This is a genomic window from Paeniglutamicibacter sp. ZC-3 (assembly GCF_025847175.2).
In the GTDB taxonomy this organism is placed as follows: domain Bacteria; phylum Actinomycetota; class Actinomycetes; order Actinomycetales; family Micrococcaceae; genus Paeniglutamicibacter; species Paeniglutamicibacter sulfureus.
This window is the reverse complement of the sequence record NZ_JAOYTG010000008.1, coordinates 1-19,841: the sequence shown is the minus strand read 5'-3', so window position 1 is coordinate 19,841 and position 19,841 is coordinate 1. Positions and strand designations below refer to the sequence as shown.

At 65.5% G+C, this 19,841-nt stretch carries 19 protein-coding genes and 1 riboswitch; of the genes, 10 read left to right on the top strand and 9 right to left on the bottom strand.

Annotation, left to right across the window (positions count from 1 at the left end; genetic code table 11):
- Positions 1–65 precede the first annotated feature (65 nt).
- The 3 genes from OIU93_RS10215 to OIU93_RS10205 form a co-directional block, all read right to left on the bottom strand.
- Positions 66–1,253 carry a cation:proton antiporter gene (locus OIU93_RS10215; protein WP_264269974.1) on the bottom strand — a complete coding sequence of 396 codons (1,188 nt, stop codon included), beginning with the start codon at positions 1,251–1,253 and terminating at the stop codon, positions 66–68.
- A gap of 17 nt (positions 1,254–1,270) precedes the next feature.
- The gene (locus OIU93_RS10210) at positions 1,271–1,753 is read right to left on the bottom strand and encodes a cation:proton antiporter regulatory subunit (RefSeq protein WP_264269973.1); all 483 of its coding nucleotides are present in this window, start codon (positions 1,751–1,753) and stop codon (positions 1,271–1,273) included.
- Positions 1,754–1,827: 74 nt separating this feature from the next.
- Positions 1,828–2,319 (bottom strand): SseB family protein, encoded by a 492-nt coding sequence (locus OIU93_RS10205; RefSeq protein WP_264269972.1) that lies wholly within the window; start codon positions 2,317–2,319, stop codon positions 1,828–1,830.
- A 110-nt stretch (positions 2,320–2,429) separates the two neighbouring features.
- Here OIU93_RS10205 and OIU93_RS10200 point away from each other — a divergent pair, with 110 nt between their 5' ends.
- Positions 2,430–4,136, top strand: a complete 1,707-nt coding sequence (locus OIU93_RS10200) for a fumarate hydratase (protein ID WP_264269971.1) — start codon at positions 2,430–2,432, stop codon at positions 4,134–4,136.
- 156 nt (positions 4,137–4,292) lie between these two features.
- Here OIU93_RS10200 and OIU93_RS10195 read toward each other — a convergent pair whose 3' ends face one another.
- Positions 4,293–5,126, bottom strand: coding sequence for a D-alanyl-D-alanine carboxypeptidase family protein (locus OIU93_RS10195; RefSeq protein ID WP_264269970.1), 834 nt, complete (start codon positions 5,124–5,126; stop codon positions 4,293–4,295).
- 180 nt (positions 5,127–5,306) lie between these two features.
- Here OIU93_RS10195 and dcd point away from each other — a divergent pair, with 180 nt between their 5' ends.
- Positions 5,307–5,888: a dCTP deaminase gene (dcd, locus tag OIU93_RS10190; protein ID WP_264269969.1), complete on the top strand. Its 582-nt coding sequence runs from the start codon at positions 5,307–5,309 to the stop codon at positions 5,886–5,888.
- A gap of 90 nt (positions 5,889–5,978) precedes the next feature.
- Here the strand turns inward: dcd and OIU93_RS10185 are convergent, their stop codons facing one another.
- From OIU93_RS10185 to OIU93_RS10175, 3 genes are read right to left on the bottom strand one after another with little or no spacing between them, the layout of a single operon-like run.
- Positions 5,979–6,467, bottom strand: coding sequence for a GNAT family N-acetyltransferase (locus tag OIU93_RS10185; RefSeq protein ID WP_264269968.1), 489 nt, complete (start codon positions 6,465–6,467; stop codon positions 5,979–5,981).
- Between the two features lie 29 nt (positions 6,468–6,496).
- The gene (locus OIU93_RS10180; RefSeq protein WP_264269967.1) at positions 6,497–7,525 is read right to left on the bottom strand and encodes a malate dehydrogenase; all 1,029 of its coding nucleotides are present in this window, start codon (positions 7,523–7,525) and stop codon (positions 6,497–6,499) included.
- Positions 7,526–7,551: 26 nt separating this feature from the next.
- Entirely contained in the window at positions 7,552–8,895 is a 1,344-nt protein-coding gene (locus OIU93_RS10175; RefSeq protein ID WP_264269966.1) for an MFS transporter, read from the bottom strand.
- Between the two features lie 247 nt (positions 8,896–9,142).
- Here OIU93_RS10175 and OIU93_RS10170 point away from each other — a divergent pair, with 247 nt between their 5' ends.
- Genes OIU93_RS10170 through mnhG form a run of 6 tightly spaced genes read left to right on the top strand, consistent with a single transcriptional unit; the run spans position 9,143 to position 15,494 of the window.
- The gene (locus tag OIU93_RS10170; RefSeq protein WP_264269965.1) at positions 9,143–12,130 is read left to right on the top strand and encodes a Na+/H+ antiporter subunit A; all 2,988 of its coding nucleotides are present in this window, start codon (positions 9,143–9,145) and stop codon (positions 12,128–12,130) included.
- Positions 12,127–12,591, top strand: a complete 465-nt coding sequence (locus OIU93_RS10165; protein WP_264269964.1) for a Na(+)/H(+) antiporter subunit C — start codon at positions 12,127–12,129, stop codon at positions 12,589–12,591. The genes OIU93_RS10170 and OIU93_RS10165 overlap by 4 nt, the downstream gene beginning before the upstream one ends.
- Positions 12,588–14,216, top strand: a complete 1,629-nt coding sequence (locus OIU93_RS10160) for a Na+/H+ antiporter subunit D (RefSeq protein ID WP_264269963.1) — start codon at positions 12,588–12,590, stop codon at positions 14,214–14,216. Before OIU93_RS10165 ends, OIU93_RS10160 begins: the two co-directional genes overlap by 4 nt.
- Entirely contained in the window at positions 14,213–14,827 is a 615-nt protein-coding gene (locus OIU93_RS10155) for a Na+/H+ antiporter subunit E (protein WP_264269962.1), read from the top strand. The genes OIU93_RS10160 and OIU93_RS10155 overlap by 4 nt, the downstream gene beginning before the upstream one ends.
- Entirely contained in the window at positions 14,824–15,087 is a 264-nt protein-coding gene (locus OIU93_RS10150) for a monovalent cation/H+ antiporter complex subunit F (RefSeq protein WP_264269961.1), read from the top strand. The genes OIU93_RS10155 and OIU93_RS10150 overlap by 4 nt, the downstream gene beginning before the upstream one ends.
- On the top strand, positions 15,087–15,494 hold the full coding sequence (gene mnhG, locus OIU93_RS10145; protein WP_264269960.1) for a monovalent cation/H(+) antiporter subunit G: 408 nt from the start codon (positions 15,087–15,089) through the stop codon (positions 15,492–15,494). The genes OIU93_RS10150 and mnhG overlap by 1 nt, the downstream gene beginning before the upstream one ends.
- A gap of 99 nt (positions 15,495–15,593) precedes the next feature.
- On the opposite strand, the gene OIU93_RS10140 is transcribed toward mnhG, so the two are convergent.
- Positions 15,594–15,854, bottom strand: coding sequence for a DUF4235 domain-containing protein (locus OIU93_RS10140; RefSeq protein WP_264269959.1), 261 nt, complete (start codon positions 15,852–15,854; stop codon positions 15,594–15,596).
- Positions 15,855–15,924: 70 nt separating this feature from the next.
- A riboswitch (TPP riboswitch) is annotated at positions 15,925–16,046 on the top strand.
- A gap of 54 nt (positions 16,047–16,100) precedes the next feature.
- On the opposite strand from OIU93_RS10140, the gene OIU93_RS10135 reads away from it, so the two are divergent.
- Together OIU93_RS10135 and OIU93_RS10130 are read left to right on the top strand one after the other, a co-directional pair.
- A complete protein-coding gene (locus OIU93_RS10135) occupies positions 16,101–16,724 on the top strand; it encodes an ECF transporter S component (protein ID WP_264269958.1) in 624 nt (207 codons plus the stop codon).
- A gap of 15 nt (positions 16,725–16,739) precedes the next feature.
- Positions 16,740–19,109 carry an ATP-binding cassette domain-containing protein gene (locus OIU93_RS10130; RefSeq protein ID WP_372342906.1) on the top strand — a complete coding sequence of 790 codons (2,370 nt, stop codon included), beginning with the start codon at positions 16,740–16,742 and terminating at the stop codon, positions 19,107–19,109.
- 88 nt (positions 19,110–19,197) lie between these two features.
- On the opposite strand, the gene OIU93_RS10125 is transcribed toward OIU93_RS10130, so the two are convergent.
- Positions 19,198–19,659, bottom strand: coding sequence for an NUDIX domain-containing protein (locus OIU93_RS10125; protein ID WP_264269957.1), 462 nt, complete (start codon positions 19,657–19,659; stop codon positions 19,198–19,200).
- Positions 19,660–19,841 lie beyond the last annotated feature (182 nt).

The window sequence follows — 19,841 nt, the reverse complement described above, 5'->3', positions numbered from 1 at the left end:
GTCCCGGGCTAAAACAGCATATCCCAAGGTGGGGTGCCAAAACCTAATCGGGAACGTCGGGCGCGTCAAAATGCGGCGTCGGGTGCCTGCGAAGGTTTGGGCAAGAACGGCCTGGCCAGGGGCTCGGCGAGGCGGGCGGCAACCGGTCCGAAGACCGCCAACAACAACACGTATGCGGTTGCCAAGGCGGCTAGTTCCCCGGTAACCGCACCGGAGGCAACTGCCAGTCCGGCGATGACAATGGAAAACTCACCCCGGGCAATTAAGGCGACGCCGGCGCGAACCCGGCCGGGGATCCCGATCCCGGCCCGCTTCGCCGCCCATACTCCGGTGGCCACCTTCGTCAGCGAGGTGACAATGGCCAACAAGATGGCCATGGGCAAGACCGCGGGAATGCTCGATGGATCGGTGTTCAGGCCGAAGACCACGAAGAACATGGCAGCGAAAAGGTCGCGCAGCGGCTCCAGGACCTTGGTGGCCGAATGTGCGGTTGATCCGGAAATGGCAATACCGAGCATGAAAGCGCCGACCGCAGCAGAGACCTGCAACGCTGAGGCCAGACCCGCAACCAGCAGCGCGGCACCAATGAGCTTAAGCAGGAAATTTTCCCGGTCCGAGGAATGGATCAACCTTGAAATCTGCGGCCCGAAGCGCAGCGCCGCCAGCAATACCAATGTGATGGTGCCCATGGCAATACCCACTGCACGCAGCCCGCCCAGGAATCCGAGTCCTGCCAAGGTGGCGGTGAGCACCGGCAGGTAGACTGCCATGGCCAGGTCCTCGAGCACCAGGACGGACAACACCACCGGAGTCTCGCGGTTGCCCAACCTGCCCAAGTCGGAGAGCACCTTGGCAATGATTCCGGAGGACGACACGTAGGTGACCCCGCCAAGGACCAAGGCTCCGGTAACGCCCCAGCCCATGATCAAGGCCAAGGCCGCACCCGGAGTGAAATTCAGGACCAGGTCGACGACCCCGGCGACCCAGGAACCTTTCAGTCCGGTGACAAGTTCGCGGGCGGTGTATTCCAGGCCCAGCATGAGCAGTAGCAGGATCACGCCGATTTCGCTGGCAACCTCCCCGAACTCCGAGATGCCGGCAAGGTTGACCACGCCCCCGCTTCCGAAGAGCAGGCCGCCGAGTAGGTACAGGGGAACCGGTGACATGCCGATTTTCGCTGCCAGGCGCCCCAACAGGCCAAGCCCCAAGAAGACGGCGCCGAGCTCAACGAGTATTAGAGCGGTGCCGTGCATGTTCCGCGCACCTCCCCTTAGCCGTTGTTGATCAGGTGCGCTGCTTTTTCCAAACCTGCGGCGGTTCCGACAATGACCAGAACGTCACCCACATTGAGTTCAAAATCAGGAGCGGGGGAGGGGAAGACCTTCCCGCTGCGGGAAATGGCGACAACAGAGGTGCCCGTACGGGTCCGCAGGCGGGTGTCGCCCAGGGTCTGGTCCACGTAGGGGCTTTCATGGCTCAACACGAATTGCTGGGTGTTGACACCGGGCAAGTCGCGATGCTGGTCCGATAACTGGGTCACCAGCTGCGGGGCACCGAGCATGGCGCCGATGGCCCCGGCCTCCTCAACGCTCAACGGAATCGACGCGGCACAGGCATCGGGGTCCTCGCGCTGGGAAATGATCAACTGCATCGATCCATCACGCAGGATCACCACGCCGACCCGGCGCCCGGACGCGAGGATTATTTCGCGACGGACGCCGAGACCGGGCAACGACGTATCTTCAAAATCCATGCTCCCACTCTAGACCTCCCGGAACGCGAAAGGAGGCCGGGTTTCGGGGGTGATGCGCGGGGTGTTCGCGACCCCTACTTCGAGGGGTCCTTCGGCGTTCCGTCGAGGTTGAATTCCTCGCGAATGGTCTTCACCCCGGCGGCGTCGATCTCCAGGCACAGCTCGTGACCGGGGTTGATGACCAAGCCGGTGTCCTGCAGCGAGCTGACGACGGTTCCGCCGAGGACCTGGACGCCGTAAGGGGCGACATCGATGTAGGCGCCGGGAATGCGGGCCAGGTGGGTGAACAAGGCAATCACCGGCTCGCCCGCGGCGTTCTGCAGGACCATGGGCTGGGCGTTGCGGGCTTCGCCGCTGACTTCCTCGCGGCTGAGGAAATACACCTCGGAATTCATGAGGGTCGCGATGACCTGGCCGTTGAGGGCGGGGTCGTTCTGCGCGGCCCGGATCATCATTTCAAAATGGGTCGCCGGTTCGTTGCCGGTGACGGTCGGTTCAATGCCCAGCGCCGCCTGGATGTCGTCGGTGCCATTGGTGGACTTGGCTTGCGGGTTCTCTTCGCTCATGCCCCCAAGCATGTCTACATTGCGCCCGTCGGCGCAACCCGATGTCTGGTTGTTCGCCCAACCGTCCTAAACTGGTGGGAAACGTTTTGAATCTTTTGCGAGGAAGCCTCATGCCCGAATTCCAGTACGAAGACCTCCTGCCCATCGGGGCGGACGAGACCACCTACCGCCAGATTTCCACCGATGGTGTCCGCACCATCGAGGGGCCGGGCGGCCGAACGTACCTCGAGGTCGACCCCGAGGCCCTGCAGAAGCTGGCCACCACCGCGCTGCACGACATCTCCCACTACCTGCGCCCGGCGCACCTGCAGCAGCTGCGCAACATCCTCGATGACGAGGACGCCAGCCCCAACGACAAGTTCGTCGCCCTTGACCTGCTCAAGAACGCCAACATCGCCGCCGGCGGTGTCCTGCCCATGTGCCAGGACACCGGAACCGCGATCGTCATGGGCAAGCGCGGTTCGCAGGTGCTGACCCAGGGCCCGGACGAGAAGGACCTGTCCAAGGGCATCTACGACGCCTACACCACGCTGAACCTGCGCTACTCGCAGCTGGCCCCGCTGACCACGTGGGAAGAGAAGTCCACGGGCAACAACCTGCCCGCGCAGATCGAACTGTATGCGGACACCGAGCCGGGCCACGAGAACCAGTACAAGTTCCTGTTCATGGCCAAGGGCGGCGGATCGGCCAACAAGTCCTTCCTCTACCAGGAAACCAAGGCCATCCTGAACCCGAACGCGATGTTGAAGTTCCTCGATGAGAAGCTCCGCTCGCTGGGCACCGCCGCCTGCCCGCCCTACCACCTCTCCATCGTCATCGGCGGCACCAGCGCCGAATTCGCACTGAAGACCGCCAAATACGGTTCGGCCAAGTACCTGGACAACCTGCCGACCACCGGTGCGATGACCGGCCGTGGCTTCCGCGACACCGAGCTGGAGGAGCAGGTCCTTGAACTGACCCGCAACTTCGGCATCGGCGCCCAGTTCGGCGGCAAGTACTTCTGCCACGACGTGCGCGTGGTGCGCCTGCCGCGCCACGGCGCCTCGCTGCCGGTGGCCATCGCCGTCTCCTGCTCGGCCGACCGCCAGATGCTTGCGAAGATCACCCCCGAGGGCGTCTTCGTGGAACAGCTGGAAACCGACCCGGCGCGCTTCATGCCCGAGTCCGACCACCCGGCGATCGCAGCGCACGACGATGAAACCAGCGGCGTCTCCGGCACCGGCGGTTCCTCCGTGGTGAAGATCGATTTGAACAAGCCAATGGATGAGATCCTGGCCGAGCTGACCAAGCACCCGGTCAAGACCCGTCTCTCGCTCTCCGGCCCGCTGGTGGTGGCCCGCGACATCGCGCACGCCAAGATCAAGGACCTGCTGGATGCCGGCGAGGAAATGCCTCAGTACCTCAAGGACCACCCGGTGTACTACGCGGGCCCGGCCAAGACCCCCGAAGGCATGGCCTCGGGTTCCTTCGGCCCGACCACGGCCGGACGCATGGATTCCTACGTCGAGCAGTTCCAGGCAGCCGGCGGCTCCATGGTGATGCTGGCCAAGGGCAACCGCTCCAAGCAGGTCACCGATGCGTGCAACACCCACGGCGGTTTCTACCTGGGATCCATCGGCGGCCCGGCCGCCCGCCTGGCCCTGGACTGCATCAAGAAGGTCGAGGTGCTCGAATATGAGGAGCTCGGCATGGAAGCCATCTGGAAGATCGAGGTCGAGGACTTCCCTGCGTTCATCGTCGTCGATGACAAGGGCAACGACTTCTTCTCCGAAACCTCGAAGCCGACCTTCACGGGCCTTCCGATCCGCACCAAGTAGGCCGCGGCAGGAAGATTCCAAAAGGCATCGGTGGTTCGGGTTCAAACCCGGACTACCGATGCCTTTTTGGTTCGCGGTGTGTGGGGGCGCCAGCCCAGCGGCGGCTCGCCAAAATCTTCTGGCGCTGCGCGGCAACTGATGTGCCGCGCCTATTCGTTAGCGGGCGAAGTCGTAGCCGATCGACCAGTCGCGGTAGGGCGGAAGGAATCGGAGGATCAGCAGTGCCTCGCGCTGCTTCTTGATCTCGGCCGCGGTGGGCGTCTTGACCTTCGAAGCCTTCAGCAGAGCCGCATGGAATTGTTCAAAGGTGACGGCCTTGGACTTTTCCATGGCCTTTGCCTGGTCCACGCCGATAAAACGAAGATGCCATGGCTCGTACTTGTAGCCGGTCACCTTCTCACCTTCGGCCGGGTAGCGAATGATGAATCCAAAGTCAGCGGCGTTGGCGGCTAGCCATTTTCCGCCACTCGTGTCTCCGAAGCAGGCCTTGAGATCGCACCGGCCGCTGCTCATGCCGATGTCCGCCGCGAGCCCGATCTGGTGCTCGCTGGTGCCGGCAGGTGCCGAGATCCGCGTGGCATAGTCTGTCCCGTAGCGAGCCTTGTACCCATTGAACAGCGCAAGTTGACGGTCGTAGGAACGGTAGGCGCTGAGCACGCTCAGCGACTGTGAATCCTTGCGTGCGGCCTTGAGCAGGCTTTCGAGTGCGGTGGCCGCATCCTTGCGCAGTTCCAGTCCGGTCCCGGAAATCGTGCGCAGGTCCTTGGGCTTGTAGTTCGCCGGATCCAGGGGGTGGTCCCGGCTTACCAGCGCCAGGTACGAGCCTTGGTCCTTCGTCAGTTCATCGGTGGTCGGTGCCTTCCGCGGCTTTTCGGCACGCAACGTCGCAGCTGCGGGTCCCGCGGGTGCAGCCTGTGCGGCGAGCGGGGCCGCCAGCACCAGGCTCACGCCTAACAAGATGGCGGGGATGCCGCCACGAAACAAAGACACGATGTCCCTTCGGGGAAAAAATCTGGATGGAGCCCTTTCAGGATAACTGCAGACCCCGTGGTTCTGCCCATGTCTGCCGGGCACTGATTTGCGATTCGGGGCCACGGCTACCCTGCCGCCGGCAATCCGCCCGCGTCTTCGATGCCTGAACCGCGGGACAAATGGGATATTTTGGGTACTGTGCTGATTTCTGATGGTGATATTCGACGCGAGCTGGCGTCCGAACGTATAAAGCTGGACCCCTTCGACCCGGCGATGATCCAGCCGGCAAGCGTGGACGTGAGGATCGACCGGTTCTTCCGTCTCTTCGACAACCACAAGTACGCCCACATCGACCCGGCCACGGACCAGCCCGAGCTGACCCGACTGGTGGAAGTCGAGCCGGACGAGCCGTTCATCCTGCACCCGGGCGAATTCGTCCTGGGATCCACCTATGAAACGGTCACCCTGCCCACCGACATTGCCGCCCGGCTTGAAGGCAAAAGCTCACTGGGACGACTTGGATTGCTGACCCACTCCACCGCCGGTTTCATTGACCCCGGATTCTCCGGACACGTGACCTTGGAACTGTCGAACATGGCGACCCTGCCCATCAAGCTGTGGCCGGGCTCGAAGATCGGGCAGTTGTGCTTCTTCAAGCTCTCCTCCCCGGCCGAGCACCCGTATGGTTCCGGGGCCTACGGGAACCGCTACCAGGGCCAGCGCGGCCCCACGGCGTCGCGCAGCCACTTGAACTTCCACAGGACCACCCTGGAAAACTAGGTAGCCGGGCGACCGGCCAATACGCCTGCGGGCCCCGATTCCCCGGGGCCCGCACGCGTATGCGGGCCAGGGCACCGGGTGGGAATGTTACTAGAAAACCAGCTTCATGCCCTCGTGGCTAGCGATGAAGCCCAGGCCCTCATAGAAGCGGTGGGCATCCGCGCGGCTCTTGTCGGTGGTCAACTGCACCAGCGCGCAGCCACGGTTGCGCGCGTACTCGATGGCCCACGTCAAAAAGCTCCTGCCCAAGCCGCGGCCGCGGAAGTCCGCGTGGGTGCGAACAGCCTCGATCTGGGCGCGCCAAGCCCCGCGGCGCGAAAGCCCCGGGATAAATGACAGCTGTAACATGGCGAGAACCTGCCCGGCGCTCTCGCACACCAGTAGTCGGTGCGCCGGATCGCTGTCGATTGCCGCCAAGGCTGCTAGATAAGGCGCTGAATCGGCGTCTGGGGACGAATCACGGGTCGCTCCCAGGGGATCGTCGGCCAACAGGGCCAAAAGTGCCGGAAGGTCCTCCCTGACGGCATCGCGCACCGCTACCTCCAGCCCGTCGATCTGCAAGACCGCTCTTTGCTCCACTGGCCATTTCCTTTCTCGGGCAGCCCCCGTTAGACCAGTCCCAGGGACCTGACCATGTCGCGTTCCTCTTCGAGCTCCTTGACCGACCTGTCGATGCGGGCGCGCACGTCCGCGGCCATCGAAAGTCCCTGCTGGATCTCCCAGGCGCCGTCGCGGGCATGTACCGGGAAGGAACTGACCAGCCCCTTCGGAACGCCATAGGAGCCGTCGGAGCGGATGGCCGCCGATGTCCAGGAACCGGCGGTTCCCTGCACCCAGTCGCGGACGTGGTCGATGGCCGCCGCCGCTGCGGAGGCCGCCGAGGAGGAGCCCCTCACGTCGATGATCTCCGCCCCGCGCTTGGCCACCCGGGGAATGAAGGTTTCATCGAGCCATGGGGCCACCTTGCCGGCACCGCCAAGGGCTTCGGCCAGGGCATCGGGCAACGGGCGTTGGGTGCCGTCCTCCCCGAGGAGGACGCCGTGGGAGACATCGGGAACCTGGGATGCCGAATGGTTGCCCCAAATGACGACATTCCTGATCGAACCCACCCCAACCTCCAGGGTGCCGGCCAACTGGGCCAGCGCACGGTTGTGGTCCAGGCGGGTCATCGCGGTGAAGCGTTCGGGTGGGACATCGGGCGCATGGGCGGCGGCAATCAACGCGTTGGTGTTCGCTGGATTGCCCACCACCAGGACCTTCACATCGTCTGCGGCGCCGGTGTTGATTGCCGCCCCCTGGGGGCCGAAGATGGCGCCATTGGCCGAGAGCAGGTCCCCGCGTTCCATGCCCGGGCCGCGGGGCCGGGCGCCGACAAGCAACGCAACATTGGTGCCGGCGAAGGCGCGGGCGGCATTGTCGGTGACCTCGACCGAGTCCAGGGTGGTGAAGGCGCAATCCTGCAACTCCAGGGCGGTGCCCTCCGCAGATTTCAGGCCGGCCGGGATTTCCAGCAACCGCAGCCTGACCGGAACCTCCTGCCCGAACATGGCACCCGAGGCGATGCGAAAGAGCAACGCATACCCGATCTGCCCTCCGGCGCCGGTCACTGTCACTGTCACTGGTGTATGGGTGCTCATGGCTCCCATACAACCATCAACGCCGCTCAGGGGCCACGGTCCAGGGGGACCGGCCCGTGGCCCGGTGCCCGCACCGGGATCAGCAGAAGCAACCCCAACAGGAGCACGGCCAGGATGCCCAGGATGCCATAGCGTTGGGCCTCGGCAACGTGGGGGGCCGCCAGGGCAATCGACGCGGCAAACAATGCCGGGGCCAGGAAGCTGACCGCGCGGCCGGTGGTGGCATAGAGGCCAAAGAGCTCGCCCTCCTGCCCCGCGGGGGCCAGCCGGGCCAGGAACGCGCGGCTGGAGGACTGGGCAGGCCCGACGAACAGGCAGAGCAGCAGACCGAAGACCCAGAACCCGGAGGCACCGGGGGAGAGGAAGACACCCAGACCCGCCACGAGCAACCCGATGAGCGAGGCGATGATCACGCGCTTGGGTCCGATCTTGTCATCGAGCACCCCGCCCACCATGGCGCCGAAGGCAGCAACGACGTTGCCGACGATGGCGAAGATGATCACCTGCTGCAGCGGGAACCCGAAGGTTCCGGCGGCGATGATGCCGCCGAAGGTGAACACCGCCGCCAACCCGTCACGGAAGACGGCGCTGGCAAGCAGGAAAAAGACGGTGTGGCGGTCCTTGCGGGCCAAGGCAACGACCCTTCGCCACAGCTCTGCGTAGGACTGCAGGATGGTGAAGCGCGGCCCGCCGGGTTCCCCCGGGATCTCCGGCACCGCGAAGAGCACCGGTAGCCCGAAGCCCAGGAACCACACCGCGGAGAACACCGCGACCAGTCGCAGGTTCAGGGCATCGGTCTCGGAGGCACCGGCCCATGGGAAGATCGGGGTCACCAGCGTGAACAAGACAATGGCCAGCGCCAGGATTCCGCCGAGGTAGCCCATGCCCCAGCCAAAGCCCGAGACCTTGCCGATGGTCGCGGGGGTGGAAATCTGCGGAAGCATTGCGTTGTAGTTCACCGTCGCGAACTCGGCAAAGACCGAAGCCAGCGCAATGAGCGTCACTCCGAGGACCAGGAAGCGCGGTTCGGGGAAAATGAAGAAGCATGCCGCGGTGAGCACCGCGACGATTATCGTGTTCACTCCGAGCCAGAAACGGCGGCGTCCGCCGGCATCCGAGCGCAATCCCATCACCGGGGCCAGCAGCGCGATCGCCACGCCGGCTATGGCCAGTCCGTTGCCCAGGACCACCGAGTTGGCATCCGTGTCTCCGAAAAGGTCACTGGTCAGGTAGACGGTGAACACGAAAGTGATCATCACCGCGTTGATGGCTGCGGAACCCCAATCCCACGAAGCCCACGCCACAACGGGTTTGGTGATAATACGTTGCCGATCGGTCGAGGCCGACGGTGCCGCGGGAAACTCGCTCATGGGTGCATCGTAGCCGCATCGAACCAACAACGGGGATGCCTCGGATAAATGCATCGTGGCGTGCCGCGAAATGAATCATTGTGCGACGGATCTTTAACAATCTGAAATGACGCATTATTCCGCAAGATTTCATCAGCTGAATCACGAGTCAAATCGCCGGGCAAGGGCATGCCGGCTGTTAGGATGAAGGAGACTTTTTGACCGTTTTGCTGCCAGTGCACTGGCCCGCCGACCATAGGAGATACGTGTGCTCCTTGTCCTGATTGCGCTTTTTGCCGTTGCGGGAATTGCACCTTTGATTTTTCGATATCTGGGCCGGTCAACGTTTTATGTCCTGGCCGCGGCTCCGGCGCTGGCCTTCGTCTGGCTGCTGGCGAATTTCCCGGCATTCACCCAGTCCGAACAGGCCGTCGCCAGCGGCGGCCCCAATGCACCGCCGTCCGAGCTCTATAGCTGGATCGGTCCGCTGAACGCCCATCTTGATTTCCGGATGGATGCCCTTGCCGCGGTGATGTGCCTTCTGGTGCTGGGAGTCGGTGCCCTGGTGCTGTTCTATTGCGCACGCTATTTCAAGAACGAGGATCCGCACACAGCCGCCTTTGGTGCCCAATTGCTCGCCTTCGCTGCCTCAATGTTCGGCCTGGTGACCGCCGACGACTTGCTTCTGCTGTTCGTCTTCTGGGAATTGACCACGATCCTGTCGTTCCTGTTGATCGGCTTCAACCGCACCCGCATGAGCGCCCGACGTTCGGCCCTCACCGCGCTGATGGTCACGACGTTTGGCGGCCTGACCATGCTGGCCGGGCTGATCATGCTCGGCAATGCCGCGGGAACCTATCGCATCTCCGAGATCCTGGCAATGGCACCGGACCTCACCGCCCTGGGCACCTACATCGACGTGGCCATTGCCCTGGTGTTGATCGGGGCCGTCTCGAAGTCCGCGTTGGTTCCCTTCCACTTCTGGCTGCCCGGTGCGATGGCCGCACCGACGCCGGTCTCCGCGTACCTCCACGCCGCAGCCATGGTCAAGGCCGGCATTTACCTGGTTGCGAGGTTGGCGCCCGGCTTTGGTGAAACCGCCTTTTGGCAACCGATGCTGCTGTGGCTCGGCCTTGCCACCATGCTCATCGGCGGCTGGCGCGCGCTGAAGCAACACGACCTCAAACTGCTGCTGGCCTACGGCACCGTCTCACAGCTGGGCTTCCTGATCCTGATCATGGGCGTAGGCACCCCCAACGCGGCGCTGGCGGGCCTGGCCATGATGCTGGCCCACGGATTCTTCAAGGCCACGCTCTTCCTGATCGTGGGCATCATCGACCACAAATCCGGTACGCGCGATGTCCACCAGCTTTCCGGGCTCTACAAGTCCTCGCCGTTGCTCTTTACGGTCGCGGCTATTGCCTCGGCCTCCATGGCCGGGTTCCCGCCGCTCTACGGCTTCGTGGCCAAGGAAGCCGTCTACGAGTCCCTCCTGGAATACGCCCAGGGCCATGGCACAACCGGCATTGTGCTGTTCATCGGCGTGGTGGCCGGGTCAATGATGACCTTCGCCTATGCGGCCCGTTTCCTCTGGGGCGGATTTGCAGCGAAGCCAGGCATGGCACCGACCGCCTTCCCCAAGGTGCCGCTGTTGTTCCTGTCGCCGTTGCTCGTCCTGACCGCCGCCACCGTCGCATTCGCCTGGATCCCGCAGGTCCTTGAGGGCGCCATTGCCCCGTACATCGGGTTGTTCGAGCCCGCCCAGACCCCCATCCACCTGGCACTCTGGCACGGTTTCACCCCCGTGCTGGGACTCACGGCCCTGACCATGGTGGTCGGTGCATTGCTCTTCCTGGCGCGTGAAAAGGTCTTTGCCTTCCAGGCCAAGGTCCCCGCGGTGTTCGATGCCGAACGCGATTACAAATACACCGTCGGCGGCGTGGACAACCTGGCCATCTGGCTCACCGGCCGCACCCAGCGTGGTTCCCTGTCCTTCTACCTCGTAGTGATCCTGTTGGTGGCGCTGCTGCTGCCAAGTTCGGTCGCCATCATGCTCAGCACCCCGGACCCGGGGAACTTCATCGCCTTTGACCATCCCGCACAGATGGTTATCGGCCTGATCATGATTGTCGGCGCCATCGGGGCAGTTCAGGCCAACCGGCGCTTCCTGGCCGTGCTGATGGTTTCGGTCAGCGGCTACGGCATGGCGGCGATCTTCGCGCTACAGGGAGCGCCAGACCTGGCCATCACCCAGCTGCTGGTGGAAACCATCGTGCTGGTGGCCTTCGTGCTGGCACTGCGTGCCCTGCCGGTGGAACTGTGGGCCAAGAACCCCACCGGCCATCGGCTGGGCCGCGCGCTGATCGGCATCGGCTTCGGGGCGTCGATGATCTACATCGCCGCCACCTCAATGGCCTCGCGCGTGGCCGACCCCATTTCGCTGGCCTACCCGGAGCTGGCCTACGTCGGCGGGGCGGGCAAGAACATCGTGAACGTGACCCTGGTGGACATGCGTGCCTGGGACACCTTTGGCGAGATCACCGTGCTCGCGGCCGCCGCCACCGGCGTCGCGTCGCTGATCTTCGTGCGCGGTCGCGGAGACAAACGGCTGCGCGTCTCCGCGGTGCCCCACGGTTCGGTGGACCACGGCTCGGAGGCCATCGGCGGACGTGACCAGAGCCGTGCGGGACTTGCCGTGGCGCGGAACTTCGCAATCTCCAAGAAGGACTCCTGGCTGGTGGCCGGCCATACGCTGGCCCCCGAGCGACGCTCCATCACCTTCGAGGTGGTCACGCGGCTGGTTTTCCACACCATCCTGCTGGCCTCGGTGTACCTGCTGCTGGCCGGGCACAACACCCCGGGCGGCGGCTTTGCCGGCGGCCTGCTGGCCGGCCTGGCCCTGGCCATCCGCTACCTGGCCGGCGGCCGGGTTGAACTGGCCGAGGCCACGCCGGTGAGCCCGGGAACGTTGATGGGCACCGGGCTGGGGCTCGCGGCACTCACCGCGGCGGCACCGCTACTCTTCGGCGCCCAGATGTTCACCTCCGCCGCCATCGAATTCACCTGGCCGCTCTTCGGGGAGCAGAAGTTCGTGACCTCGACGATCTTCGACATCGGCGTCTACCTGGTGGTGGTCGGGCTGGTCATCGACGTCCTCCGTTCCCTGGGCTCGGAAATCGACGACCGTTCCGAGGGCCGCAGCCCCACCGACACACATGACATGGTTTCCGACGCGGAGACGGGAGTGGGACGTTGAGCACCAATATCACCTTGCTCATAGTGATGGGCGTACTTTTTGCCGTCGGGATCTACCTCCTGCTCGAACGCTCGCTGACCCGGGTGCTGCTGGGCATCGTGGTGCTGGGCAACGGGGTGAACCTGTTGATCCTCTCCGCCGGCGGACGCCGCGGCGAGGCCCCGCTGTACCAGTCGGCGCTGGGCCCGGAACAATACAGCGACCCGCTGCCGCAGGCGCTGATCCTCACGGCCATCGTGATCACCTTTGCGGTGACCGCGTTCATGTTGGGCATCATCTACCGCTCCTGGGTGATTTCCCGGGCCGACGTGGTTGCCGACGACGTCGAGGACCTTCGCGTCTCCCAGCAGTCGACCTTCGACTTCGAGGAAGACTCGCCGGTGCCGGAAGACACCACCGAATTCGAGGGGGACGACTTCGTGCCAACTGACACCACCACCGACAAGGGGCCCGGCGCATGATCGACGCACCACTGAGCGCCGTTTCCTTTGCCCCGCTTGCCGTGGCCCTGCCGATCTTCGGCGCGGCCCTGGCCTTCATCCTGCGCCGCAAGCGCCGCACCCAGCGCGCGGTGACCATTGGCGTCCTGGTGTTCACCCTCATCCTTGAGACCTGGATGCTGGCCACGGTCTGGAACGGCGGGACCTACTCGGTCACCCTGGGCGGCTGGGCGCCGCCCTTCGGAATCTCCATGGTCGTCGACGGGTTCTCCGCCTTCATGCTGGTGGTCTCAACCATCGTCTCCCTCGCGGTGCTGCTCTACGCCACCAGCCAGGGCATGGCCGACGGGGACGAGGACGGGCCGGTGTCGATCTTCCACCCTGCCTACCTGATCCTGGTGGCCGGCGTGTCCAACGCCTTCCTCGCAGGGGACCTGTTCAACCTTTATGTGGGCTTCGAGATCCTGCTGACCGCCTCCTACGTGTTGCTGACCCTGGGCGGCACCACTGCGCGCATCCGCGCGGGAACCACCTACGTGGTGGTGTCGGTGACCTCCTCGGTGCTGTTCCTGATCACCATCGGCATGATCTACGCGGCCGTCGGCACCGTGAACATGGCCGATTTGGCACAAAAGCTGCCGGAGATTTCCCCTGGCACCCAGACGGTGCTGCATGTGATGCTGCTGGTGGCCTTCGGGATCAAGGCCGCGGTCTTCCCGCTGTCCTTCTGGCTCCCTGACTCCTACCCGACGGCGCCCGCGCCCGTCACCGCGGTGTTCGCCGGGTTGCTGACCAAGGTGGGCGTCTACGCCATCATCCGCACCGAGACCCTGCTCTTCCCCGGGGACCGGCTCTCCGACGCGCTGATGGTCGTCGCCGGCCTGACCATGCTGGTTGGAATCCTCGGTGCCGTGGCGCAGACCGACATCAAGCGAATGCTTTCCTTCACGCTGACCAGCCACATCGGCTTCCTGATCTTCGGCGTGGCCGTGGGCAACCAGCTGGGACTCGGCGCCACCGTGTACTACGTGGCCCACCACATCGTGGTGCAGACCTCGCTGTTCCTGGTGGCGGGGCTCATTGAGCGCCGCGCCGGAACCTCGAACATCGACCGGCTCGGATCCCTCGCGAAACTCTCCCCGCTGCTGGCCCTGCTCTTCTTTGTCCCCGCCATGAACCTCGGCGGCATCCCGCCGTTCTCCGGCTTCCTGGGCAAGCTGGGGCTGGTCCAGGGAGGTGCCGAGCTGGGCACCCCGATGGCCTGGGCGCTGGTGGGAGTCTCCCTGCTGACCTCGCTGCTGACCCTGCTGGCCGTCGCCCGCATCTGGAACAGGGCCTTCTGGCGCAATGCCGAGGACGCCGTGGACCCGGACCCGCTGCTGCTGGTGGGCGTCTCCGCGGCGCGCGGCGCCACCTACGATATCGTCGCGGACGAGCCGGCAAGCCGCTATTCCGACCGCGGCAACGCAGCCCTGCTGCCCAACGGCATGGTCGCCATGACCGCCGCCCTGGTGCTGGTGGGCGTGGCCTTGACGGTGTTTGCCGGACCGCTCTTCGACTTCACCGACAGGGTGGCCATGGAAATGCTGGACAAGGGCAACTACATCGAGGCCGTCCTCGGCACCGGAGAAGGGCAGGCACGATGAGTCCGGAACAACGACTGGTCGACGCCAAGGACGAGAGCGGCCATCGCCAACGCTCCACGCTGCGCCAGGAAATCCCGCTGCTGATCGGCATGACCCTGGTGTGGGGCGCGCTTTGGCAGGACTTCGCCGTCGGCAACCTGGTCTTCGGGCTGCTGATCTCGCTGCTGCTGGTGCGGGTCTTCCGCCTGCCGCCGATCATCCTCTCGGGACGCTTCAACATCTGGCGTGCAGTCGTCTTCATCCTCGCCTTCCTGCGCGACATCACCCGGGCCAGCTTCGAGGTCATGTTCCTGGCGATATTCCGCGGGCCGCGGACCACCAGCGCCGTCATCACCGTCACGCTGCGCACCGAGTCCGACCTGCTGGCCACCTTCGTGGGCCACGTGCTGACGCTGGTGCCCGGCTCCTATGTCGTCGAGGTGGACCGAAGGTCCTCCACGCTGTACCTGCACGTGCTCAACGTCAACGACCAGGCCGGCGTGGAGAAGGCCAGGGCGGCCGTCCTGCTGATCGAGGAACGGCTGATCCGCATGATGGGCACCAAGGAAGAACTGGCCGCGCTGAACGCCGAAACAACGGCCCCGAACAACCAAGACGGAGCACCCTCATGATCATCGTCCTGTGGATCTGCGGCATCACGCTCTCGATTGCCGCCTGCCTGGCCATCGTCAGGCTGGCAATGGGCCCGTCCATCCTGGAACGCGTCATCGCCACCGATGTCCTGCTGCTGATCATCTCCGCGGCACTCTGCGTGGAAATGACAGTCAACCGACACACCAACAACCTGGTCTTCGTGCTGCTGGCGTGCCTGGTCGGATTCGTCGGTTCGGTCACCGTTTCCCGCTTCGTCACGGATCGGAGAAACGCCTGATGCTTGACACCATCATCGACATCATTGCCGGGACGTTCATGATCGTCGGCTGCCTGATGTCCCTGGCCGCCGGAATCGGCATGCTGCGCTTCCCGGACCTGCTTTCGCGCCTGCACGCGGCAACCAAGCCGCAGGTGCTGGGTTTGTTCCTGCTGCTGGCTGCGCTCGGGCTGGAATTGCGTTCCTGGGCGGTGCTGCCGGTGCTGGTCCTGGCCTGGTTGCTGCAGTTGCTCACCGCGCCGGTCTCCGCGCACATGGTGGGACGCGCCGGATACCGGACGCGGCACCTCAAGCGCGAGACACTCGTGGCCGACGAACTGGCCGCCGTCGTCGAAGCCGCGGCCCAGCGCGAGGAACAAGACCACGGCAAGGGCCGGCCCCGGGACCGCACCGACTTCATCGACTAACTCCCGCGGCGCCAAACCCTGCCCGCGAGGCGCGGAGGATCGCCGGAAAGGCTTCAGGGGCCCACGGGATATCCGTGGGCCCCTGAAGCGTTTGTGGTGTCAGGCCTTCTTGGCGAACCGGGCCAGGGCACGTTGGGTGCCGCGGTCGGTGAACACCTGGATCAGGGCCGCAGTTGTGGCCGACAGGACGGCGAAGCCAATGATCTGGCGCAGGCTGGCCTCGGCCTGCGCTTCCGCGTTGCCATGCTTCGGCGGCTTCCGGCCGGTGAAACCGGTCCAGGCCTTGTCGACGATTTTTCCACCCAGGAAACCGGCGGCGATCGAGATAGCTGGGCCGATGAGTTTCATCAAGCTGTTCAAGGGGACTCCCAAATGTTGCGGCAACGGTACCTGCCCCAGCATAGCCTGAGGTAACATCAAAGGACTGAAACAATCACGACAGGGGAGCGTCGTGCGAAGAAATTCGCACCAAGACGCTGAGAGTGCGGATAGCCGCAGACCCTCGAACCTGCCCCGGCTAGTACCGGCGAAGGAAGTCGAGTTCTCAGGGGTGCGTTCAAAGTAGCGTTTTCCCTCCCCTCCTTGTATCCAAGGAGGATCACCACCATGAGCACCACCAACCAGCCCGCCGGGCACAAGCCGGCAACCTCGTCCTGGCGTGTCGTTGACATCGTCATCGCGGCCGTCATCGCCGTGTCCTCGGGCGTCATCTTCTGGGCCTGGAACAGCACCCACCACCTGCTTGACTTCCTGTTCCTGGCCTTCCCGCCCTCCGCCTCCCTGGTCTCGGGCATGTGGCTCTTCCCTGCGGTGCTCGGCGCGCTGATCATCCGCAAGCCCGGTGCCGCACTCTTCTGCGAAATCGTCGCCGCCATGGTCTCGGCACTCATGGGCTCCGAATTCGGGCTGACCGTCCTGGCCTCCGGCCTGATCCAGGGCCTTGGCGCTGAACTGGTGTTCGCCGCGTTCCGCTACCGCACGTTCAACCTTCCCGTGGCACTGCTGGCCGGAGGCGCGGCAGGACTCTTCGGCAGTGTCAACGACACCTTCATCTTCCGCTGGTTCCCCGAATACACCACCGGCATGCTCTTCTCCTACATCGCGTTCATGACCATCTCGGGCATCGTCATTGCCGGGCTGCTCTCCTTCCTGGCCACCCGTGCCCTGGCCAAGACCGGTGCCCTGGGCGCCCTGGCCAGCCGCAAGGCGGCCACCGAAGCCATTCGCTAGGACGCGGCAACCATCATGACATCACCTTCGATGCTGGATCGTGAAGCCGGCGCCCCGGACACCGGCAGCCGGTTGGCCACGGCCGTCTCGGTCAGCGCCCGCAACTGGGGTTGGCGGCATGCCGACCGCGCCGAGCCGGCGCTCCGCGGCCTTGACCTGGATATCCGCGCCGGGGAACGCGTGCTCCTGGCCGGTCCTTCGGGCGCCGGCAAATCCACGCTGCTCTATGCCCTGGCGGGGGTCCTGCACGAAGACGACGAGGCCTATTCCTCCGGCGAACTGCTGCTGGACGGAATCCCCGCGGCCCAGGGCCGCGGCCTGGTCGGGCTCATGCAACAGGACCCCGAAACCCAGGTCGTCCAGGCCCGGGTTGGGGACGACACGGCTTTCGGTGCCGAAAACCTGTCGGTGCCGCCGGAAGAGATCGCCCAACGCATCATCGATGCCCTCGATGCCGTGGGCCTCGATGTCCCGCTGGACCACCCCACCGCCGCACTTTCCGGCGGACAAAAACAGCGCCTGGCCCTCGCCGGGATCCTTGCCATGGGCCCGGGGCTGGTCCTTCTGGACGAGCCGACGGCGAACCTCGACCCCGACGGCGTGCTGGAGGTCCGCGACGCGGTGCTGGCGGCGCTGGATGCCACCGGGGCGACCCTGCTGATCGTCGAACACCGCCTGGAGGCCTGGGCTCCGCACATGGACCGGGTCATCGTGTTGGAACCGGGCGGCGGCATCGCCCACGACGGAACCCCCGACGAGCTCTTCGGGCCCGGGAAGGTGCGCGAGGAACTGATCTCCGCCGGGGTCTGGGTCCCCGGATACACCCCGTCGATCCACGTGCGGCCCGCCGCAACGGATGGCGGCGCACTGCTGCTCGAGGCCAAGGAGCTGGCGGTCACCCGGAAGCGCGGCGGATCAATCGCTGCCGGGGGACTTGACCTGCGCGTCGCGGCCGGCGAGGCCTGGTGCGTGCGCGGGGCCAACGGCTCGGGCAAGTCGACCTTCGCCCTGACGCTCGGGGGCTTGCTGCCACAGGCCTCCGGCACCGTGCTGGCCACCGGGGAGCTGGCTGCCGGCTCCGAGGCCCGCCCCTACCACTGGCGCGCCACCGAACTGGTGGGACGCATCGGTTCGGTGTTCCAGGAACCGGAGCACCAATTCGTCACCAACACGGTCCGCGAGGAATTGGCCTTCGGGCCTGCCCACGCGGTCAAGCCCGGCACCCGGGGCCCGCTGTTCACGGACGGGGAGATCGAGGCACGGGTCGAAACGCTGCTGTCGCGGCTGCGGCTGGGACATCTTGCCGAGGCGAACCCCTTCACGCTTTCGGGCGGTGAGAAGCGACGTCTCTCGGTGGCCACGGTCCTGGCTTCGGGCCCGCGGATCCTGATCCTTGACGAGCCGACCTTCGGCCAGGACGCCAACACCTGGCGGGAGCTGGCGTTGTTGCTGCGCGAGGAACTGGAGCGCGGCACGGCAATCATCGCCGTGACCCACGACGTGGATTTCGCCCGTGCCCTCGGTGCCGGCGAATTTGTCCTCGAGAGCCCGGGGACCGCGCATGGCGAACCCGGCGTCGCGGTCCGGCCCGGGTTGCTGGAGGCCGATGCGCGCGGCGGGGCCAGCTTCCTGGGCAGGGCCAACCCCCTGGCCAAGCTCGCCGCGGTGGCGCTGGCGACGATCCCGCTGGTGGCCTCCATGGACTGGGTCAGCAGCGCCCTCGTGGTGATGGCGACCTTCCTGGCCTTGCCGCTGGCGGGGCTGTCGATCCCGCGCTTCCTGGCTCGCGGCTGGCCGCTGCTGCTCGCGGCGCTCTTCGGGGCCTGGGGCACCGCACTGGTGGGCAACGATTCCGGCGCGGTTCTTCTTGACCTGGGAATCTTCGACATCACCGAGGGTTCGCTGGCTGCCGGCGCCGCCACGGGCCTCAGGGCCTTCGCGATTGCCATCCCGGCGGTGCTGGTGCTGTTCACCACCGACCCCACGGACCTGGCCAACGCGCTGGCGCAGAAGGCGCGGCTTCCGCACCGCTTCGTGCTCGGGGCGCTGGCGGGCATGCGCCTGCTGGGGTTGCTGATTGAGGAGTGGACCACGCTGGGCATGGCCCGGCGCGCCCGCGGCGTGGGCAGCCGGGGCTCGGCGGGGCAGCGGCTGCGCGCCAACCTGGGACAGGTCTTCGGGCTGCTGGTCCAGGCCATCCGCCGGGCCTCGCGGCTGGCGGTGACCATGGAAGCCAAGGGCTTCGGGACCAATGCCCGGACCTGGCTCCGGACCTCTGTCTACGGGCGGCGGGATGCCGTCATCGTCGCCGCGGGCCTGCTGCTGGGTGCCGCGGCCACCTGGGCGGCCGTCACGGTGGGAACGTGGAACCTGGTCTGGAGCTAGCCAGGCCAACGACACGACGGGGCCTTGCCCGGGTGCATCTTGCGATGGGCACGGGCAAGGCCCCGTTTGTTTCCCTGCGTGCTCCGGGCTACCCGGTGAAGCCCAGCGAGGCGATGGCCGGCAACGTGCCGGCCGCAAGGTTTTGCAGCACGTAGCGTTCATGCTCCGGCATGGGGTCGGGCAGCTTGTCCAGATCGAACCAGGCAATGGCCCCGCACTTCTCCGGCTCCATGATGCTCGGTTCCCCGGCCCAGCGGGACACGGCAAAGAAGAAGTCCACGCGCTGGGCGCGCGGCGAATCCCCGCCGTTGGTACGGTGCAAGGTTGCCAGCGGGAGCAGGTCCCGCGGATCCAGGCGCAATCCCATTTCCTCGGCGGCCTCGCGCACCGCGGCGGCTTCCACCGATTCCCCCGCCTCGACATGGCCGGCCGCGGCGCAGGCCCAGTGCCCGTCCATGAAGCCGGTGTTTTGGCGCAACTGGAGCAGCACCCGGTTGCCGCGGCGCAGCACTACGTAGGCGGCAGGCACCAACTGGAACAGCTCTTGCATGGGGGCGTGTCTCGAATCCTTTGGGGGGGGTCTGTCGGGGTCGTGGTTGCGGGCAAGCGCCCCCCTAGATGAGTCAGTCCTAATTGACGCTTGGAACGAGACAGGGTCCGGGAACTTGTTCCCGGACCCTGTTAATCGCTGGCGGAGAGTGCTAAGTCTCGTATGTGAACCCAAAACTGAAC

What these genes read in the sequence shown, in the direction of transcription:
- OIU93_RS10180 (WP_264269967.1), bottom strand. Translation starts at nt 7,525, where the DNA reads ATGAGCACCCATACACCAGTGACAGTGACAGTGACCGGCGCCGGAGGG.
- OIU93_RS10155 (WP_264269962.1), top strand. Translation starts at nt 14,213, where the DNA reads ATGAGTCCGGAACAACGACTGGTCGACGCCAAGGACGAGAGCGGCCAT.
- OIU93_RS10175 (WP_264269966.1), bottom strand. Translation starts at nt 8,895, where the DNA reads ATGAGCGAGTTTCCCGCGGCACCGTCGGCCTCGACCGATCGGCAACGT.
- OIU93_RS10135 (WP_264269958.1), top strand. Translation starts at nt 16,101, where the DNA reads ATGAGCACCACCAACCAGCCCGCCGGGCACAAGCCGGCAACCTCGTCC.
- OIU93_RS10160 (WP_264269963.1), top strand. Translation starts at nt 12,588, where the DNA reads ATGATCGACGCACCACTGAGCGCCGTTTCCTTTGCCCCGCTTGCCGTG.
- OIU93_RS10200 (WP_264269971.1), top strand. Translation starts at nt 2,430, where the DNA reads ATGCCCGAATTCCAGTACGAAGACCTCCTGCCCATCGGGGCGGACGAG.
- OIU93_RS10205 (WP_264269972.1), bottom strand. Translation starts at nt 2,319, where the DNA reads ATGAGCGAAGAGAACCCGCAAGCCAAGTCCACCAATGGCACCGACGAC.
- mnhG (WP_264269960.1), top strand. Translation starts at nt 15,087, where the DNA reads ATGCTTGACACCATCATCGACATCATTGCCGGGACGTTCATGATCGTC.
- OIU93_RS10125 (WP_264269957.1), bottom strand. Translation starts at nt 19,659, where the DNA reads ATGCAAGAGCTGTTCCAGTTGGTGCCTGCCGCCTACGTAGTGCTGCGC.
- OIU93_RS10150 (WP_264269961.1), top strand. Translation starts at nt 14,824, where the DNA reads ATGATCATCGTCCTGTGGATCTGCGGCATCACGCTCTCGATTGCCGCC.
- OIU93_RS10215 (WP_264269974.1), bottom strand. Translation starts at nt 1,253, where the DNA reads ATGCACGGCACCGCTCTAATACTCGTTGAGCTCGGCGCCGTCTTCTTG.
- OIU93_RS10210 (WP_264269973.1), bottom strand. Translation starts at nt 1,753, where the DNA reads ATGGATTTTGAAGATACGTCGTTGCCCGGTCTCGGCGTCCGTCGCGAA.
- OIU93_RS10130 (WP_372342906.1), top strand. Translation starts at nt 16,740, where the DNA reads ATGACATCACCTTCGATGCTGGATCGTGAAGCCGGCGCCCCGGACACC.